Raw genomic sequence first — 13,991 nt, 5'->3', positions numbered from 1 at the left:
GGCGCCAAGCCCATACCTTGATTTCGCCACCCGATCGGTGAAAAGCTCTGGGCATGGAATGGCGCGACGAGGGAATCATTCTCGGCACTCGCAAGCATGGCGAAACCAGCGCCATACTCGAGGTGATGACCCGTGTGCATGGCCGCCATCTCGGCCTCGTGCGCGGCGGTCGCTCGCGCAAGCAGCAACCTGTTCTCCAGCCCGGCAATCGCGTCGATCTCTTATGGCGGGCGCGCCTTGACGAGCATCTCGGCACGTTCCAGGCCGAGGCGATCGAGATGAACGCTGCCAGGCTGATGGACAGCGCCGTTGCCGTCTACGGCCTGCAGACCATGGCCGCGCATCTGCGTCTCTTGCCCGAGCGTGACGCCCATGGCGGCCTTTACGAGGCGCTTTCCGTGATGATCGTCCATCTCGACGATCCCGATGCTGCCGGCGAACTGGTGGCGCGCTTCGAACTTCTGATCCTTGACGAACTTGGCTTCGGCCTCGACCTCAGCCAATGCGCCGCCACCGGCACAAGGCAGGATCTGGCCTATGTCTCGCCGAAGTCGGGCCGCGCGGTGTCGCGCGAAGCTGGCGCGCCATGGCGCGACAAGATGCTGGCGCTGCCCGCCTTTCTGCAACGCGGCTCCGGCCTGCGCGGAGATCCAGCCGCGATCGAGGACGCCTTCCGGCTCACCGGGTTTTTCTTCACGCGCCACGTCTATGAGCCGCGCGGTATCGAACAGCCCGATGCCCGCGCCGGCTTTCTCGCCGCCTTGCGCAAGCATCATGCGACGCGCAAGGCCATTGCCGGAGACAATGCCGCATGATGGAGGTCGAACTTTATCGGGGTCGGATTCGTCGCTCGGCGGCAAGCTCTTGGCTTTCGGTACCGAGACATGTTCCAGCCGCCAATCTGGCGGCGCGTTGAGTTTTTCAGCCGTTTAGCCGCCGTATTTGGATGTCAGTGAGATGAAACGTCAGTGAAAACTGGCCTGGTTTGGGGGAACCGCCATGTTTGAAAGCCTGATCGGGCTTGTCGCCATCATCGCCTTGTTCGTCATTATTTCGCGTCAGCAGAGCCGCATCGGTCTGATCGAACGCGAACTTGGCGCGCTGCGCAGTCTCGTCCTTTCAGGCGCCGTGCCGCCGGTGGCCAAGCCGGCAGAACAGATGGCGGCCGATGGCAAGGCCGAAGCGGCGCCGGTGGTCGCGGCCACGGCCGATATTGCCTCGCCGGCGGTGAGTGAACCGGTCGTACAGGCGCCGGCTACAGAAACGGAAGCTCCGGCTGGCGAGGCTGTGTCCGGCCCCTGGTCCACGAGCGAGGCTCCGAAGGCAGCAGAACCTGTCGAGCCGGTTGCAGCCTCCAAGGCCCCCGGCAAGCCGGATATCGAGACGGCACTCGGCACGCGCTGGGCGGTCTGGGTCGGCGGCATCGCGCTGGCACTGGGTGGCCTGTTCCTGATCCGCTACACAATCGAGGCTGGCATTTTCGGCCCCGGCGTGCGGCTCACCATGGCGGCGGTGCTTGGGCTGGTGCTGGTTGCCGGCGGCGAGTTCATACGCCGCACCGGCTTCAAGGTGCCGGTGCAAGGCGTTGCCGGCGCCTATGTTCCGGCGATCCTGACGGCGGCCGGTGCCTTCATCCTGTTCGGCACTGTCTATGCCGCCCATGGCATTTACGGCTTCATTGGCCCGGCGCTTGCCTTCACGCTGCTTGGGGCCATCGGTGTGGCGACGATCGCGGCTGCCCTGGTCCATGGCCTGGCCCTGGCCGGCATCGGTCTTGTCGGCGCCATGGTGACGCCGATGCTGATCGCCTCCCAGGCGCCCAACCCCTGGGCGTTGTTCGGCTACCTCGCCATCGTGCTCGCCGCCACCAGCGTCATCGCCCGCATGCGCGACTGGAAAGCGCTGGTGGCGGCGGCCTTTTTCGGCACCGGCATCTGGACCATTCTCTATATGACCGACGCGCCGGCTGCGAACCTCTCCTCCATCCTGTTCATCGACGCCGTCACCCTGGCCGTCCTCGCTTTTGTCTGGCTCGGTCGCCGTGATGAAATCGTCGCCGCCAGGGCCTTCGACTGGCCGTCCATCGTGCCTGCCCTGTTCGTTGCCTTCTCGGCGCTGGGCCTGTCGGTCGACCCAGCCTTCGCCGCGGCCGGCTATGCCTTGCCGGGCGCCGCGATCCTCGCGGCGATGGTGGCCGTCGCGCTTTATCGCCCGCTGGCGCTACCGCTGATTTACGCCGCCGGACTGGCGACGGTCATGATCTATCTCGGCATCATCCCGCCAACCTCGATCGTGTCCGACTTTTCGGCCGGCGCACTCGGTGTCGATGGTTTGCCCGTGGCGACGTCCAATGCCCTGACCTTGCGCATCGGCATTGCGCTCGGCCTGGTCTTCATCGGCGCGGGCCTTTGGGCCGCCCGCAAATTCGCGGCATCTTCCTCGCTTCGATCCGCCTCATGGGCGGCATCGGGTGTCATCGTGCCGTTGGTCATCCTGCTGGCGCTCTGGTTCACCTTCGGCAATCTCGACCGCGACTTTGTCTACGCCGCCGCCGGAGCACTGCTGGTCGTGGTTTTCGCCGCCGGTGGCGAGTGGATCGCGCGCGCCGAAGAGCCGCCGCTCAAGGGCGGCATAGCGGTGTCGTTTGCCCTCGGAGGCGCGGCGATCGCCGGCCTCTTGATGCTGCACATGGCTTTCAGTTCCGGCTGGACCACCATTCTGCTTGGTGCAGCAGTCATAGTGCCGGCGCTGGCCACGCGTTGGCGCTCCTACCCGGTGCTAGGCTGGATTTCGGTTGGCGCGGTGATCGCCGTGCTTGGCCGCGTCGCCTTCGATCCGACCATCGTCGGCGCCGAGTTCCTGTCGACGACACCGGTGTTCAACTGGCTGCTGCCGGGCTATGGCGTCCCGGCGCTCGCCTTTGGCTTCGCCGCCTGGCAACTCGCCCGCACCACCAATGGCCGGCCGCGCCTCGTCATGGAAGCCGCGGCGGCGCTGTTTGCGCTGCTTGCCGTCGCCATGCTGGTGCGTCACGCCATGCATGGCGGTGTCATCGACACGGGTCCGATGACGCTCGCCGAACAGGCGATCTACACGCTGATTGCCATCGGCGCCGGCGCCATCCTGGTCGCCATCGACATGCGCTCGCCAAGTTCGGTGCTGCGCTATGGTTCGATGGCAGCGGGCGTGGTTTCGGTCGCCCTGATCGTCATCCGGCACTTCGTGGTGCTCAATCCGCTGTTTACGGACGAATCGACCGGCCGGATCCCGGTCTTCAACCTGTTGTTCCTTGCCTATCTCCTGCCGGCCGTCGCCGCCGGCGGACTGGCGCTCTATGTCAGGGGCAAGCGGCCAAAATGGTATTCGGCAATGCTGGCGCTGGTCGCGGCGCTGCTTGCCTTTGCCTATGCCACCCTGTCGGTCAGGCGGCTGTTCAAGGGTGAGTTCATCGGCCTGTGGAGCGGGCTCGGCCAGTTGGAAACCTACACCTATTCGGCGCTCTGGCTGGTGATCGGCGTGGCGCTGCTCACCGCCGGCGTCTGGCTGAAGTCGCAGGTGCTGCGCATTGCCTCGGCCGCGTTGATCGCAATCGCCGTGCTGAAGGTCTTCCTCTTCGACATGTCGGAGCTGGAGGGCGTACTCAGGGCGCTGTCCTTCATCGGTCTCGGCGCCGTGCTGATCGGCATTGGCCTGTTCTACCAGCGGCTTTTGACCAGGGCGGCGAGGGAGGAGATACCGGTCCTCGAACAATGACGGCAGGCGTTCAATCAAGCCGGGAATAAACCGGCTCCCGCCAGCGTTGTCTCATTGCTTGGGTGACCGGGGCGGTGGACCGCTTCGCGCTGGCCGCTTGCGTCGCGCCGGGAAGGCGCGTTGAATCGGGATCAACAAGGGCGATTTCAGAACCAGCGGTCATGGACGAAAAGAAGGCAGCAATCCTTGGCGAAATACCGCGCCTGCGCCGCTACGCACGCTCGCTATTGCGCGACCGGGATTCTGCCGACGACCTCGTCCAGGATTGCCTCGAGCGAGCACTCGTGCGGCTCGACAACTGGCAGACGGGAGAAAGCCCCAGGAGGTGGCTGTTTACGATCATGCATCATTTGTTCATCGACCAGATGCGCAAGGTGAACCGTCGCGGCGAAGCGGCGATGCTGCCCCTGGAAGCGGGCGAGGCGGTAGCCCAGCCGGCAGAGCAGTTGGACGGCATCGCCTCGCGTGAGATCTTCAACGCGCTGCAGGCAATAAGCCCCGATCGCCGTGCGGCTCTTGTCATGGTCGCCATCGAAGGCTTCTCCTATGCCGAGGCCGCCAACATGCTGGGCGTGCCCGCCGGCACGCTGATGTCGCGCATTGCGCGCGGGCGTGAGGAGCTGCGCGGCTTGCTGGATGACACGGCGCGTCGCCGCGCGATAAGGATCGTCGAGAAATGATCCGCCGCGATTTTTCAGAACGTGACATCCATATGGCGCTCGACGGCGAACTGCCGGCCGACGAGCGCGCCGCCTATGATGCCTGGCTCGACGCCAATCCCGAGATGAGGGCCAGGAGCGCCCGCTTCACAGCCGACCGGGAGGCGTTGCGCTCAGCCTTTGCCGGCGTGCTGGATGAACCTGTTCCCGCGCGCTTGCGCAAGGTGGTGCTCGGCGAAGCGCCGGTTAAGACTGCGGTGCCGCGCTCGCGCTGGTGGCTTGCCGCTGCCGCGGCGGTGCTTTTGGCCACGGGTGGATTTGGCGGCTACTTTGCCGGCATGGACGGCATCGGACAGGAGGACCCGGCGGAAGATCGGCTCGCCGAACAGGCGATTGCCGCCCATGTCATCTACGCCGCCGAGAAGCGGCATGCCGTGGAAGTGCCGGCCAGCGACAAGGATCATTTGCAGACCTGGCTGTCCAACCGTGTCGGGCTGAAGCTGGTGGCGCCGGACCTGACCGCGAACGGCTTCCAACTGGTTGGCGGCCGCTTGCTGCCGGCCGGCGACAGCAAGGCCGCGATGCTGCTCTACGAGGACGACAAGGGCGAGCGCATATCCCTCTTCGTCACCGCGGAATCGGTGGAGAATGCCAAGGGCACCTATGCTTCGGCGCAGGACGGCCCTCAGGCCGTCTACTGGCTGGACAAGGGCTATGGCTGCGCCGTCGTCGGCTCGCTGCCGCGCGAGCAATTGGCGGTCGTGGCCAAGAATGCCTATGGCCAGCTTCTGGCGGGTCTCGCAAGCTGAGTTGGCCGCGATTGTTCGCAGCCGGTGGCCTATCAAACAGCGATCCTGCTCAAAGCCCGCGAGCTTCCTTGCCGCCGCCGAAACTGTCACAATTCGGCCCTAATCAAGGAGCGATAGCGCTTGATGAATACTGGCGCTTCGGCCGGTGTTTGCGACGCTTTTGATCGGGGCCGTTTCCGCAACGCAATCGAGGTTTTCTCAAGTCGCATGCCTGCCGAGATCCGTACGGCCCGCGCGTCTGACGTCGATGATCTCGCCGCCATCGAGAAAGCCGTTTTTTCGAGCGATCGCATTTCCCGTCGCTCCTTTCGCCTTTTCATCGAGCGCGAGACCGCTGAGACGCTGGTCGCCGAACTCGACGGCCGCGTCGCCGGCTACGCGATCGTGCTGTTCCGCAAGGGCAGTGGGGTGGCGCGGCTCTATTCCATAGCCGTCGGTCCATTTTTCGGCGCGCTTGGCATCGGGCGCCAGCTTTTGACTGCGGCGGAGGAGGCGGCCTTCGGGCACGATCGCATGATGCTGCGTCTCGAAGTGCGCGAGGACAACGACCGCGCCATCCGCATCTACGAGCGGGCCGGCTACCGCAAGATTGGCCGCGAGCCTGGCTATTACGAGGACGGCGCGACCGCGCTTCGTTATGAGAAAACCCTGCGCGGCGACCTTCCGGTCGCCACAAGGGTGCCGTTCTACCAGCAGACCTGCGAGTTCACCTGCGGCCCATGCTGCCTGATGATGGCCATGGCCAATTTCGACCGCGACTTCGTGCCCGATCCGGTGATGGAAATCCGCCTCTGGCGCGAGGCCACGACCGTCTTCATGATGTCGGGGCCGGGCGGCTGCGAACCATTCGGCCTGGCTGTCTCGGGTTATGAAAGCGGGCTCGCGGCGGAGATCTTTGTTTCCTTCTACGGCGCGCTGTTTCTGCAATCGGTGCGCAGCGAGGACAAGCGCCGCGTGATGGAACTGGCCCAGGTCGACTTTCGCCGCCGCGCGGAACTTTACGGCATCCCGGTGAATTACCGCTCCTTCACCATCGATGACATCAGAACCGCGATATCAGAGGGAAAACTGGTTCTGGTGCTGATCAGCGGTTTCCTGATGTTCGGCAAGAAGGTGCCGCACTGGGTGCTGGCCATCGGCGACGATGGCGATCATATTCTTATCCACGATCCCTGGGTCGAGGACGAAAGGCAGGAAACCATCCTTGATGCCGCCAACATTCCCGTGCCCTACGGCATCTTCATGAATATGGCGCAGTTCGGCCGCGACGGACTGCGTGCCGCCATCACTCTGGGGAAGCGCGACACACAATGACCTGGGTCATCCTTACCGGCCGGCAGAGCGATCTCGACCAGGTGGCGACACCGCATAAGATCATCACCAATCGCGACTATCTCGCGCATCCGTCGCTGTTCCGCGGCCAGCGGCCGAAGGTCATCAACCTGTCCAACAATTACGGCTACCAGAGCCGCGGCTACTATGCCTCGCTGCTGGCGAGTTCGCGCGGCCACAAGGTCATTCCGACCGTTGAGACGATGATCGACCTGTCCGAACGCAAGCTCTACGAACATGCGCTGCCGGAACTGGAACTGGCGCTCAACAAATGCCGCAAGGATCTCGGCGGCGCCTTTCCAGCCAAGGTGTGCATCTTTTTCGGCATCGGCCCGTCGAAAGTCTGGGACCGCTTCGCCAAGCTGTTGTTCGACTGGTTCCGGGCGCCGGCGCTCGAGGTTCACATCAAGGACAGCGCCGAATGGGCTTCGATCCGCAAGATCGGCTTCCATCCGTTGGCGCGTATGACCGAGGACGAGGAAAAAAGCTTCATCCAGTGCCTGGAGACCTACACCAACCGTGAATGGCGCGACACCAAGGGGCGCACGCCGGCGCGCTACACCTTCGCCACGCTGGTCGATCCGCACGAGGAACTGCCGCCGTCGGAAATCTCGTCGCTGCGCTACTGGGCCAAGATCGCCGAAAAGATGGGCGTCGAAATCGAGCCTATCACCAGGAAGGATCTTGCCAAGCTCGCGAACTACGATGCTCTGTTCATCCGCGAGACCACTTCGATCTCCAACCACACCTATCGTTTCGCCCGCCGCGCCCAGCAGGAAGGCATGCCCGTCATCGACGATCCGCTGTCGATGATCCGTTGCACCAACAAGGTCTATCTCAACGAGCTGATGGCCTACAACAAGGTGCCGGTGCCGCCGACCGTGATGATCGCCGGCACCTCCGACTTCGAACTGGCCGCGCAGACGCTGGGCTTCCCGCTCGTGCTGAAGATCCCGGATTCGTCCTTCTCGCGCGGCGTCAAGAAATGCGAGAATCTTGAGGAACTGACACGGCTTGCGACCGAGTGGCTGGAGGATTCCGACCTCCTCATCGCGCAGAAATTCATTCCGACCGAATATGACTGGCGCGTCGGCGTGCTCGGCGGCCAGCCGCTGTTTGCCGTGCACTATCTGATGGCCAAGAAGCACTGGCAGATCGTCAACCACAAGGCCAATGGCAAGCCCGACCAAGGTGGCATCAAGACCTTCACGCTGAAGGAGACGCCGGCCCATGTCGTCGAGACGGCGGTCAAGGCGGCGCGCTGCATCGGCGACGGCCTCTATGGCGTCGACCTCAAGGAGACCAAGGACGGCGTCTTCGTCATCGAGGTCAACGACAACCCCAATCTCGACCATGGCTGGGAGGATTCCGGCGAAAAGGACGAGGTCTGGGTGCGGCTGACGCAGTGGTTCCTGGAGCGGCTCGACCGGCCGGGGCGGTAACAAGTCCACCAAGGGGAAAACATGCAGTTCATCGTGATCGAGGATTTCACCGGCTGCGACCGCAAGGATATCTACCGCCGTTTCCGCGATCGGGGCCGCCTGAAGCCGGAGGAGCTTGTCGTTCACCACAGCTGGATCGCCGCGGACATGAGCCGCTGCTTCCTGCTGGTGGAGACGGACGACGTCACGCTGCTGCAACGCTGGGTGATCGAATGGGCCGATCTGGTCGAGTTCGAGATCATTCCGGTGGCGACGAGCAAGGAAATGGTGGCGGCCTTGAGCGGGCACCTGTGACCACGCGAGCCCGACGGGTCAACGCAGCGCCGGCGAGCCCACGGCGCGACGGCATTCCTCGATCAGCCAATCGCGGAATGCCGCCACGACATCGCGCCTGGCGCTGCGCTCGGGAATGGTCAGGCAATAGGGCTGGCGCAGTGCGATCGCCCTGGCGGCGGGCCGAACCAGCCTGCCGTCCTCCACCGCCTCGGCACAATAGACCCCTTGCGCCAGTGCCACACCCAGCCCCGAAATGGCGAGGTCGAGGGCGGCGCGCGACGAGTTGGCCGACAGGCCCCGCTGCGCCGCCCGGCCAGGTTGGACACCTTCAGCCTCGAACCAGTTGCGCCAGGACGGAAACGAGGCGCCGGTTGGTCCCCAGTCGGTGTGGATCAGCGACAGCCCGGCGAGCGGACCGGCGTCCGCCTTGATCGCGCTGGCAAGCCTCGGTGCGCAGACCGGATAGACGGCGTCCCGGGTGATGTCCTCGGTCGGGTGCTCGCGATAATGCGGACCGTAGGAGAGCCTGATGTCGATCAGTTCGCGGTCGAACGGCACCGGGTCGTCGTCGCCGCGCAGCGAGATGTCGGCGGCGCCGTGGCTTGCGACGAAGCCCGACAGACGCTGCGAAAGCCAGCCCATCGCCATGGAAGGCGGCACCGACACCACCAGGCGCGGGCGGAAGGCATCGCCGCCCAATTCGCGCGAGACACTGCCGATTTCGTGGAAGGCCATGGTCAACCGAGGCAGCATCTCCACGCCGGCCTCGGTGAGCACAACCTTGCGGTTGACCCGATGAAACAGCTTGCGCCCCATCTGTTCCTCGACGGTGCGGATAAGCTGGCTGACGGCGGCCGCCGAGACCGAAAGCTCTTCCGCCGCCGCAGCAAAACTGCCCGTACGCGCCGCGGCCTCGAAGGCCTGAAGTCCTTTGAGCGATGGAGATGTGACCATGATCGCCATATAGATAAGATGAACTTATCCAAATCGCAGGAATCGTCGTTTTTGGAAAGCTTTTTCACCAACTAGAGTGGGTCTTATCAAATCGCCAGCCTGGATCGAAATCGATGGACCATCGCGACATCATCGCGTCACTTACCCCGGAGGAGCGTAGTCGCCTGACCGCCAAGTCCAATGCTGTGGGTCTCGTTCAGCTCGGCGCCCATTGGGGAGCGATAGTGATCATTGGATCGCTGATCGCCGCGAAAGTGCCATTCTGGCCGCTGCTGATGCTGCCGCAAGGCATCCTGATCGTCTTCCTGTTCACGCTGCTGCACGAGACGGTTCATCGCACGGCCTTCGACACGCAGTGGCTGAACGATGCCGTGGCGCGGGTGTGCAGCCTGGCGCTGGCGCTGCCGGCCGACTGGTTCCGTTATTTCCATTTCGCCCATCACCGCTTCACGCAGGACCCTGAGAACGATCCGGAGCTCGCCTTTCCCAAGCCGGAAACGCTGCGGCAGTACCTCGTGCATGTTTCCGGCATCCCGCTGTGGTGGGGCCATCTCAAGACGCTCTACGCCAATGCGGTTGGCGGCAGCCAGGAAAGCTATGTGCCGCCGAAAGGCCGACCCAAGGTGCGGGCCGAAGCGCGCGCCACGATTGCCTTTTACGCCGTCGTTCTTCTGTTCGCCGTCTATTTCCGTCTCTCCGTGCTTCTCTATGTCTGGATCATTCCGGCTCTGCTGGGGCAGCCCTTTCTGCGCCTCTATCTGCTCGCCGAGCACGGCCGCTGTCCGTTCGTGGCCAACATGCTGGAGAATACGCGAACCACGCTGACCAACTGGGTGGTGCGCAAGCTGGCCTGGAACATGCCGTTCCATGCCGAGCATCATGCCTATCCGGGCGTGCCGTTTCACCAATTGCCGCAGTTTCACGCGCTGATCGAGCGGCATCTGAAGGTGGTCGAGCCGGGCTATGTCAGCTTCCACGAGAAATACGTGGAAACGCTGATCTGACCTTGCGCCTACGCTATCAGCCGGTCTGGCTGCGTAGCGCACGCGCCTTCAACAGACGCTGGATGTCCGCCGCCTTCGAGGGGATACCGATCAGATAGCCTTGCGCCTCTTCACAGCCATTGTCGCGCAGCATGTCGAGTTGCGCCTCGGTCTCGACGCCCTCGGCGGTGACGACAATGCCAAGCTCGTTGCCGAGCCCGATAATGGTGCGGACGATCGCCGCCGTGTCGCGATTGCTCATGTCGCGGATGAAGGAGCGGTCGATCTTGATCTTGTCGACCGGGAAACGCCTGAGATACCCGAGCGAGGAATAGCCGGTGCCGAAATCATCCAGCGCGATGCGGATGCCGAGATCGCGCAATTGGCGCAGCGTCTTCAGCACGGTTTTGCTCTCGTCCATCAGTACGGTTTCTGTGATTTCCAGCTCCAGCTGTCCGGCCGGCACACCTGAAAAGGCCAACGCCGAGATGACACTGCGGGCAAACCCGCCGCTTTTGAGCTGCACGGCCGAGACATTGACCGCGATGCGCAAGCCGGGCGGCCAGCTGGCCGCCGCCGCGCAGGCCTTCCTCAGCGCCCATTCGCCGAGCGGCACGATCAGGCCGGTCTCTTCGGCGACGGGAATGAACGCGTCCGGCGCGACGGTGCCGCGCGCCGGGGAATGCCAGCGCATCAAGGCCTCCGCGCCGATGATCTCGCCGGAGGCGATGTTCATGATGGGCTGGAAATCGAGATCGAACTCCTGACGCGGCTGTGCGGCCTCGAGGTCGACCTCGAGAGCCCGCCGGGCCTGCACTATGGCGTCCATCGCGGGCTCGAAGAAGCGATAGAGGTTTCTCCCTTCGCTCTTGGCCCGATAGAGCGCCGTATCGGCGTTTTTCAGCAGCGTGTCGGCGTCCCTGCCATCTTCAGGGAAAACAGCGATACCCAGGCTGATGCCGATGTGCATATCCCGGCTCTTGTCGCGAAACGGTTTTGCGATGGCCTCGGCGATGCGCTTCGCCAGTTTTTCAGCATCGGCGACGCCCCTTGAGTTGAACTGCATGACGACGAACTCGTCGCCGCCGAAGCGGGCGACGACGTCAGTCTCATTGCGCAGGCAACGCTGCAGCCTTTCGGCGACGCTTTTCAAGAGCCAGTCGCCGGCGGGATGTCCCCAGGTGTCGTTGATCGCCTTGAAGCGGTCGAGATCGAGCGAGAAGATCGCCAACGGCGGTGCCGCCGCATCCTCCAGCGCCTGGTCGAGCCGCTCGCGAAACATCGAGCGGTTGGGCAGTCCGGTCAGCGTGTCGTGATGCGCAAGATGGATCATGCGCTCTTCGGTGCGTCGACGTTCGGTGACGTCGTCGAAGGTCACCACCCAGCCGCCGCCGCTCATCGGCTGGCGCGTGACCAGGACCGTCCTGCCGTCGGTTAGATAACGATAGGCCGAGTGCATTTTTGCCGCCGCCAGGCAGGCCTCGGTCTTGGCGACTTCGCTGTCGACGTCGATCTTCTGGTAGATGCCGAGTTCCAGCAGTTTTTCGAGCGCGTCGCGATGCGTCGTCCCGAGCGGAAAGTCCCCCGCGGTGACGTTGTAGAGCTCCAGAAAACGCCGGTTGCGTACGATCATCCTGCCGTCGGCGTCGTACATCAGCAGGCCTTGCGACATGTTGGCGAGTGCCGCGTCGAAACGGCGATGCTGCTCCTTGAGGTCCTGCTCGGCGCGCCGCTGTTCGGTGATGTCCTCGTAGATCGAGACCCAACCGCCCACGGCCAGCGGGCGGTGCGAGATGTTTATGATGCGACCGTCCGACAGCGTCTCTTCGTAGGTCGAGGGTTTCGCCTGGTCGATGTAGGGTTTGCGGATGGCATAGAGCTCGTCGGCGCTTTGCGAGGCGATGCCGATGTCGACGCTGTGGCGCAGAATGTCGATGAAGCGGATGCCTGGTCGTACCAGCTTGGCGTCGAGGCAGAAGATGTTGAGGTAGTTGCCGTTGCAGATGATCATGCGTTCGTCGGCATCGAACATGCACAGCCCGTGCGACATGTTCTCGACAGCGGCTGAAAAGCGTTCGTTCTGTTCGCGCAGCTCGTCTTCCATGCGGCGAGAGCGCTCCACGCCTTCGGGCGCCCGTTTCGGGACGATCGAACCATCCTTGACGTCCACGACGGGCATGAGGCGCGCCTGCGGTGCGTGATCGAACACCACACTGTTGCCGTTTCCGGTTAATTTAGCGTTCTCTACCCTACCGCCGACGTTGCAACTGGATGCCGCGACTTCTCAAGCGCCGAAAACCGCCTCAGGAAGGCATCTTGCGCCCAGGTCACCGAGCGTGGTGTGAAATCGAAGCGCTCGGCGGAGAAACCGCGCGGACGGCCGAAGAATTCGGTCGCCTCGGCGGTCGAGAAGCCGGCCAGCAGCGTTGCCTCGAAATAGGCGGCGATCTGGTCGGCGCGTTTGATGTCCCTGCGCAGTGCCGCGGCCGGTTCGGGAGGCAGCGAAAAGCGCTGATGGATGGCGCGCTGCAGGCGCAATTCGCAGTCCTTGTAGCTGCCGCCCATCACCGACTTGAACGGCGAGATCATGTCGCCGATGACATATTCAGGCGCATCGTGCAGCAGCGCGGCGAGCCGGTCGGTGGCAGAAGCCTGAGGCACCAGATCATTGAACAGGGCTTCGACCAGCAGCGAATGCTGGGCGACCGAAAACGCATGCTCGCCGCTGGTCTGGCCGTTCCAGCGGGCGACGCGGGCGAGCCCATGGGCAATGTCGGAAATCTCGATGTCGAGCGGCGAGGGGTCGAGCAGGTCGAGCCGGCGGCCTGACAGCATGCGCTGCCAGGCGCGCGGCGGCGCACCGGTGCGGTCCGCCGCCATCAGGCTTCCTCCGCGCTGACGGTTTCCTGCGGAAAACTGAATGTGGCCCAGGCGGGAATGGCGAGCTTCACCGGAACATCGCCGGCCATGATCGGCTGGCCGGCGTCCAGCGCCGCCTTGACCCTGTCGATGCGGGCAATGGCAAGCCCGATGTCGCCGGCGCTCGAGCCGAGCGTGCCGACCGGCCGGCCCTCGACCGTGAGTTCGGTGCCGGAGGCGGGCAGGGCAAGCCCAGCCTGCACGATCAGCACACGTCGCCTGGCGGTGCCGCGATGCTGCATGCGCGAGACCACTTCCTGGCCGACATAGCAGCCCTTCCTGAAGCCGACGCCGCCGGTCTCGTCGAGAAGCACGTCATGCGGGAAGGCGTCGCCCAACGCATAGTCGGCACCGCTCTCCGCGATGCCGTGGGCGATGCGGAAGGCCTTCCATGCGGCGATGTCGCCGGCATCCGCAATGCCGGCATAGGTGCGTGTGACGCTTTCCCTGGCAAAGCGCCTGTCGGCAAACGCGGTTGAATCATTTTCTGAGGCGGTTGACTCTTTTCCCCAGGCAACAGCGACAAGCGACTGTTCCGACTTGGCAATCTCGACCTTGGCGCGAAGCTTGTAGAGCATCAGCCGGCGCACGAAATCATCTGCAATGTCGGCCCGGCATTCCAGCCGGAAGGCGGTTTCGCCGGCACGCGAGATCAGGAAGTCGAACAGGATCTTGCCTTGCGGCGTCAACAGCGCGCCCGGCTTGGCTTCGCCGGCGCCAAGCGTGTCGAGATCGGTGGTCAGGATGTTTTGCAGAAAGTGCTCGGCATCCTGGCCGGAGACGGAGATGAGCGCGCGGTCTTTCAGCAGGGCACAGGGCATGGGGAGGATAAAAGCCTGATCTTGCAAAACGGTTGGCCATTAC

At 63.9% G+C, this 13,991-nt stretch carries 12 protein-coding genes; 8 read left to right on the top strand and 4 right to left on the bottom strand.

Features of this window, described 5'->3' with window-relative positions:
- Window positions 1-53: 53 nt before the first annotated feature.
- The 7 genes from recO to JG747_RS25950 all read left to right on the top strand — a co-directional run bounded on the left by recO (window position 54) and on the right by JG747_RS25950 (window position 8,289).
- Window positions 54-815 (top strand): DNA repair protein RecO, encoded by a 762-nt coding sequence (gene recO, locus JG747_RS25980; protein WP_019857205.1) that lies wholly within the window; start codon window positions 54-56, stop codon window positions 813-815.
- 184 nt (window positions 816-999) lie between these two features.
- Window positions 1,000-3,753 carry a DUF2339 domain-containing protein gene (locus JG747_RS25975; RefSeq protein WP_202360336.1) on the top strand — a complete coding sequence of 918 codons (2,754 nt, stop codon included), beginning with the start codon at window positions 1,000-1,002 and terminating at the stop codon, window positions 3,751-3,753.
- Between the two features lie 161 nt (window positions 3,754-3,914).
- Window positions 3,915-4,433 carry an RNA polymerase sigma factor gene (locus JG747_RS25970; RefSeq protein ID WP_027046662.1) on the top strand — a complete coding sequence of 173 codons (519 nt, stop codon included), beginning with the start codon at window positions 3,915-3,917 and terminating at the stop codon, window positions 4,431-4,433.
- The gene (locus JG747_RS25965; RefSeq protein ID WP_202360335.1) at window positions 4,430-5,221 is read left to right on the top strand and encodes an anti-sigma factor family protein; all 792 of its coding nucleotides are present in this window, start codon (window positions 4,430-4,432) and stop codon (window positions 5,219-5,221) included. Before JG747_RS25970 ends, JG747_RS25965 begins: the two co-directional genes overlap by 4 nt.
- Before the next feature lie 207 nt (window positions 5,222-5,428).
- The gene (locus JG747_RS25960) at window positions 5,429-6,535 is read left to right on the top strand and encodes a peptidase C39 family protein (RefSeq protein WP_038645656.1); all 1,107 of its coding nucleotides are present in this window, start codon (window positions 5,429-5,431) and stop codon (window positions 6,533-6,535) included.
- Window positions 6,532-7,995 carry a RimK family alpha-L-glutamate ligase gene (locus JG747_RS25955; RefSeq protein ID WP_019857210.1) on the top strand — a complete coding sequence of 488 codons (1,464 nt, stop codon included), beginning with the start codon at window positions 6,532-6,534 and terminating at the stop codon, window positions 7,993-7,995. The genes JG747_RS25960 and JG747_RS25955 overlap by 4 nt, the downstream gene beginning before the upstream one ends.
- Window positions 7,996-8,016: 21 nt before the next feature.
- The gene (locus JG747_RS25950) at window positions 8,017-8,289 is read left to right on the top strand and encodes a DUF3303 domain-containing protein (RefSeq protein WP_019857211.1); all 273 of its coding nucleotides are present in this window, start codon (window positions 8,017-8,019) and stop codon (window positions 8,287-8,289) included.
- An 18-nt stretch (window positions 8,290-8,307) separates the two neighbouring features.
- Here the strand turns inward: JG747_RS25950 and JG747_RS25945 are convergent, their stop codons facing one another.
- Entirely contained in the window at window positions 8,308-9,225 is a 918-nt protein-coding gene (locus tag JG747_RS25945) for a LysR substrate-binding domain-containing protein (protein ID WP_027046664.1), read from the bottom strand.
- Between the two features lie 113 nt (window positions 9,226-9,338).
- Between JG747_RS25945 and JG747_RS25940 the strand changes: the two genes are divergently transcribed.
- Window positions 9,339-10,229 (top strand): fatty acid desaturase family protein, encoded by an 891-nt coding sequence (locus JG747_RS25940; RefSeq protein ID WP_038645658.1) that lies wholly within the window; start codon window positions 9,339-9,341, stop codon window positions 10,227-10,229.
- 16 nt (window positions 10,230-10,245) lie between these two features.
- Here JG747_RS25940 and JG747_RS25935 read toward each other — a convergent pair whose 3' ends face one another.
- From JG747_RS25935 to ygfZ, 3 genes are all read right to left on the bottom strand, one after another.
- A complete protein-coding gene (locus JG747_RS25935; RefSeq protein WP_202360334.1) occupies window positions 10,246-12,387 on the bottom strand; it encodes a putative bifunctional diguanylate cyclase/phosphodiesterase in 2,142 nt (713 codons plus the stop codon).
- A gap of 65 nt (window positions 12,388-12,452) precedes the next feature.
- Window positions 12,453-13,088, bottom strand: a complete 636-nt coding sequence (locus tag JG747_RS25930) for an HD family hydrolase (protein WP_069091777.1) — start codon at window positions 13,086-13,088, stop codon at window positions 12,453-12,455.
- Window positions 13,088-13,948 carry a CAF17-like 4Fe-4S cluster assembly/insertion protein YgfZ gene (gene ygfZ / locus JG747_RS25925; protein WP_202360333.1) on the bottom strand — a complete coding sequence of 287 codons (861 nt, stop codon included), beginning with the start codon at window positions 13,946-13,948 and terminating at the stop codon, window positions 13,088-13,090. Before ygfZ ends, JG747_RS25930 begins: the two co-directional genes overlap by 1 nt.
- Window positions 13,949-13,991: the final 43 nt, after the last annotated feature.

It is taken from the genome of Mesorhizobium sp. 131-3-5, assembly GCF_016756575.1.
Classification (GTDB): Bacteria; Pseudomonadota; Alphaproteobacteria; order Rhizobiales; family Rhizobiaceae; genus Mesorhizobium; species Mesorhizobium jarvisii.
Note: the sequence above shows the minus strand (reverse complement) of the source record. Positions and strands in the feature narration are given on the sequence as shown.

Excerpts from the sequence above, each read along its gene's own strand:
- recO (WP_019857205.1), top strand. The coding sequence starts at position 54 with ATGGAATGGCGCGACGAGGGAATCATTCTCGGCACTCGCAAGCATGGC.
- JG747_RS25975 (WP_202360336.1), top strand. The coding sequence starts at position 1,000 with ATGTTTGAAAGCCTGATCGGGCTTGTCGCCATCATCGCCTTGTTCGTC.
- JG747_RS25970 (WP_027046662.1), top strand. The coding sequence starts at position 3,915 with ATGGACGAAAAGAAGGCAGCAATCCTTGGCGAAATACCGCGCCTGCGC.
- JG747_RS25965 (WP_202360335.1), top strand. The coding sequence starts at position 4,430 with ATGATCCGCCGCGATTTTTCAGAACGTGACATCCATATGGCGCTCGAC.
- JG747_RS25960 (WP_038645656.1), top strand. The coding sequence starts at position 5,429 with ATGCCTGCCGAGATCCGTACGGCCCGCGCGTCTGACGTCGATGATCTC.
- JG747_RS25955 (WP_019857210.1), top strand. The coding sequence starts at position 6,532 with ATGACCTGGGTCATCCTTACCGGCCGGCAGAGCGATCTCGACCAGGTG.
- JG747_RS25950 (WP_019857211.1), top strand. The coding sequence starts at position 8,017 with ATGCAGTTCATCGTGATCGAGGATTTCACCGGCTGCGACCGCAAGGAT.
- JG747_RS25945 (WP_027046664.1), bottom strand. The coding sequence starts at position 9,225 with ATGGTCACATCTCCATCGCTCAAAGGACTTCAGGCCTTCGAGGCCGCG.
- JG747_RS25940 (WP_038645658.1), top strand. The coding sequence starts at position 9,339 with ATGGACCATCGCGACATCATCGCGTCACTTACCCCGGAGGAGCGTAGT.
- JG747_RS25935 (WP_202360334.1), bottom strand. The coding sequence starts at position 12,387 with ATGCCCGTCGTGGACGTCAAGGATGGTTCGATCGTCCCGAAACGGGCG.
- JG747_RS25930 (WP_069091777.1), bottom strand. The coding sequence starts at position 13,088 with ATGGCGGCGGACCGCACCGGTGCGCCGCCGCGCGCCTGGCAGCGCATG.
- ygfZ (WP_202360333.1), bottom strand. The coding sequence starts at position 13,948 with ATGCCCTGTGCCCTGCTGAAAGACCGCGCGCTCATCTCCGTCTCCGGC.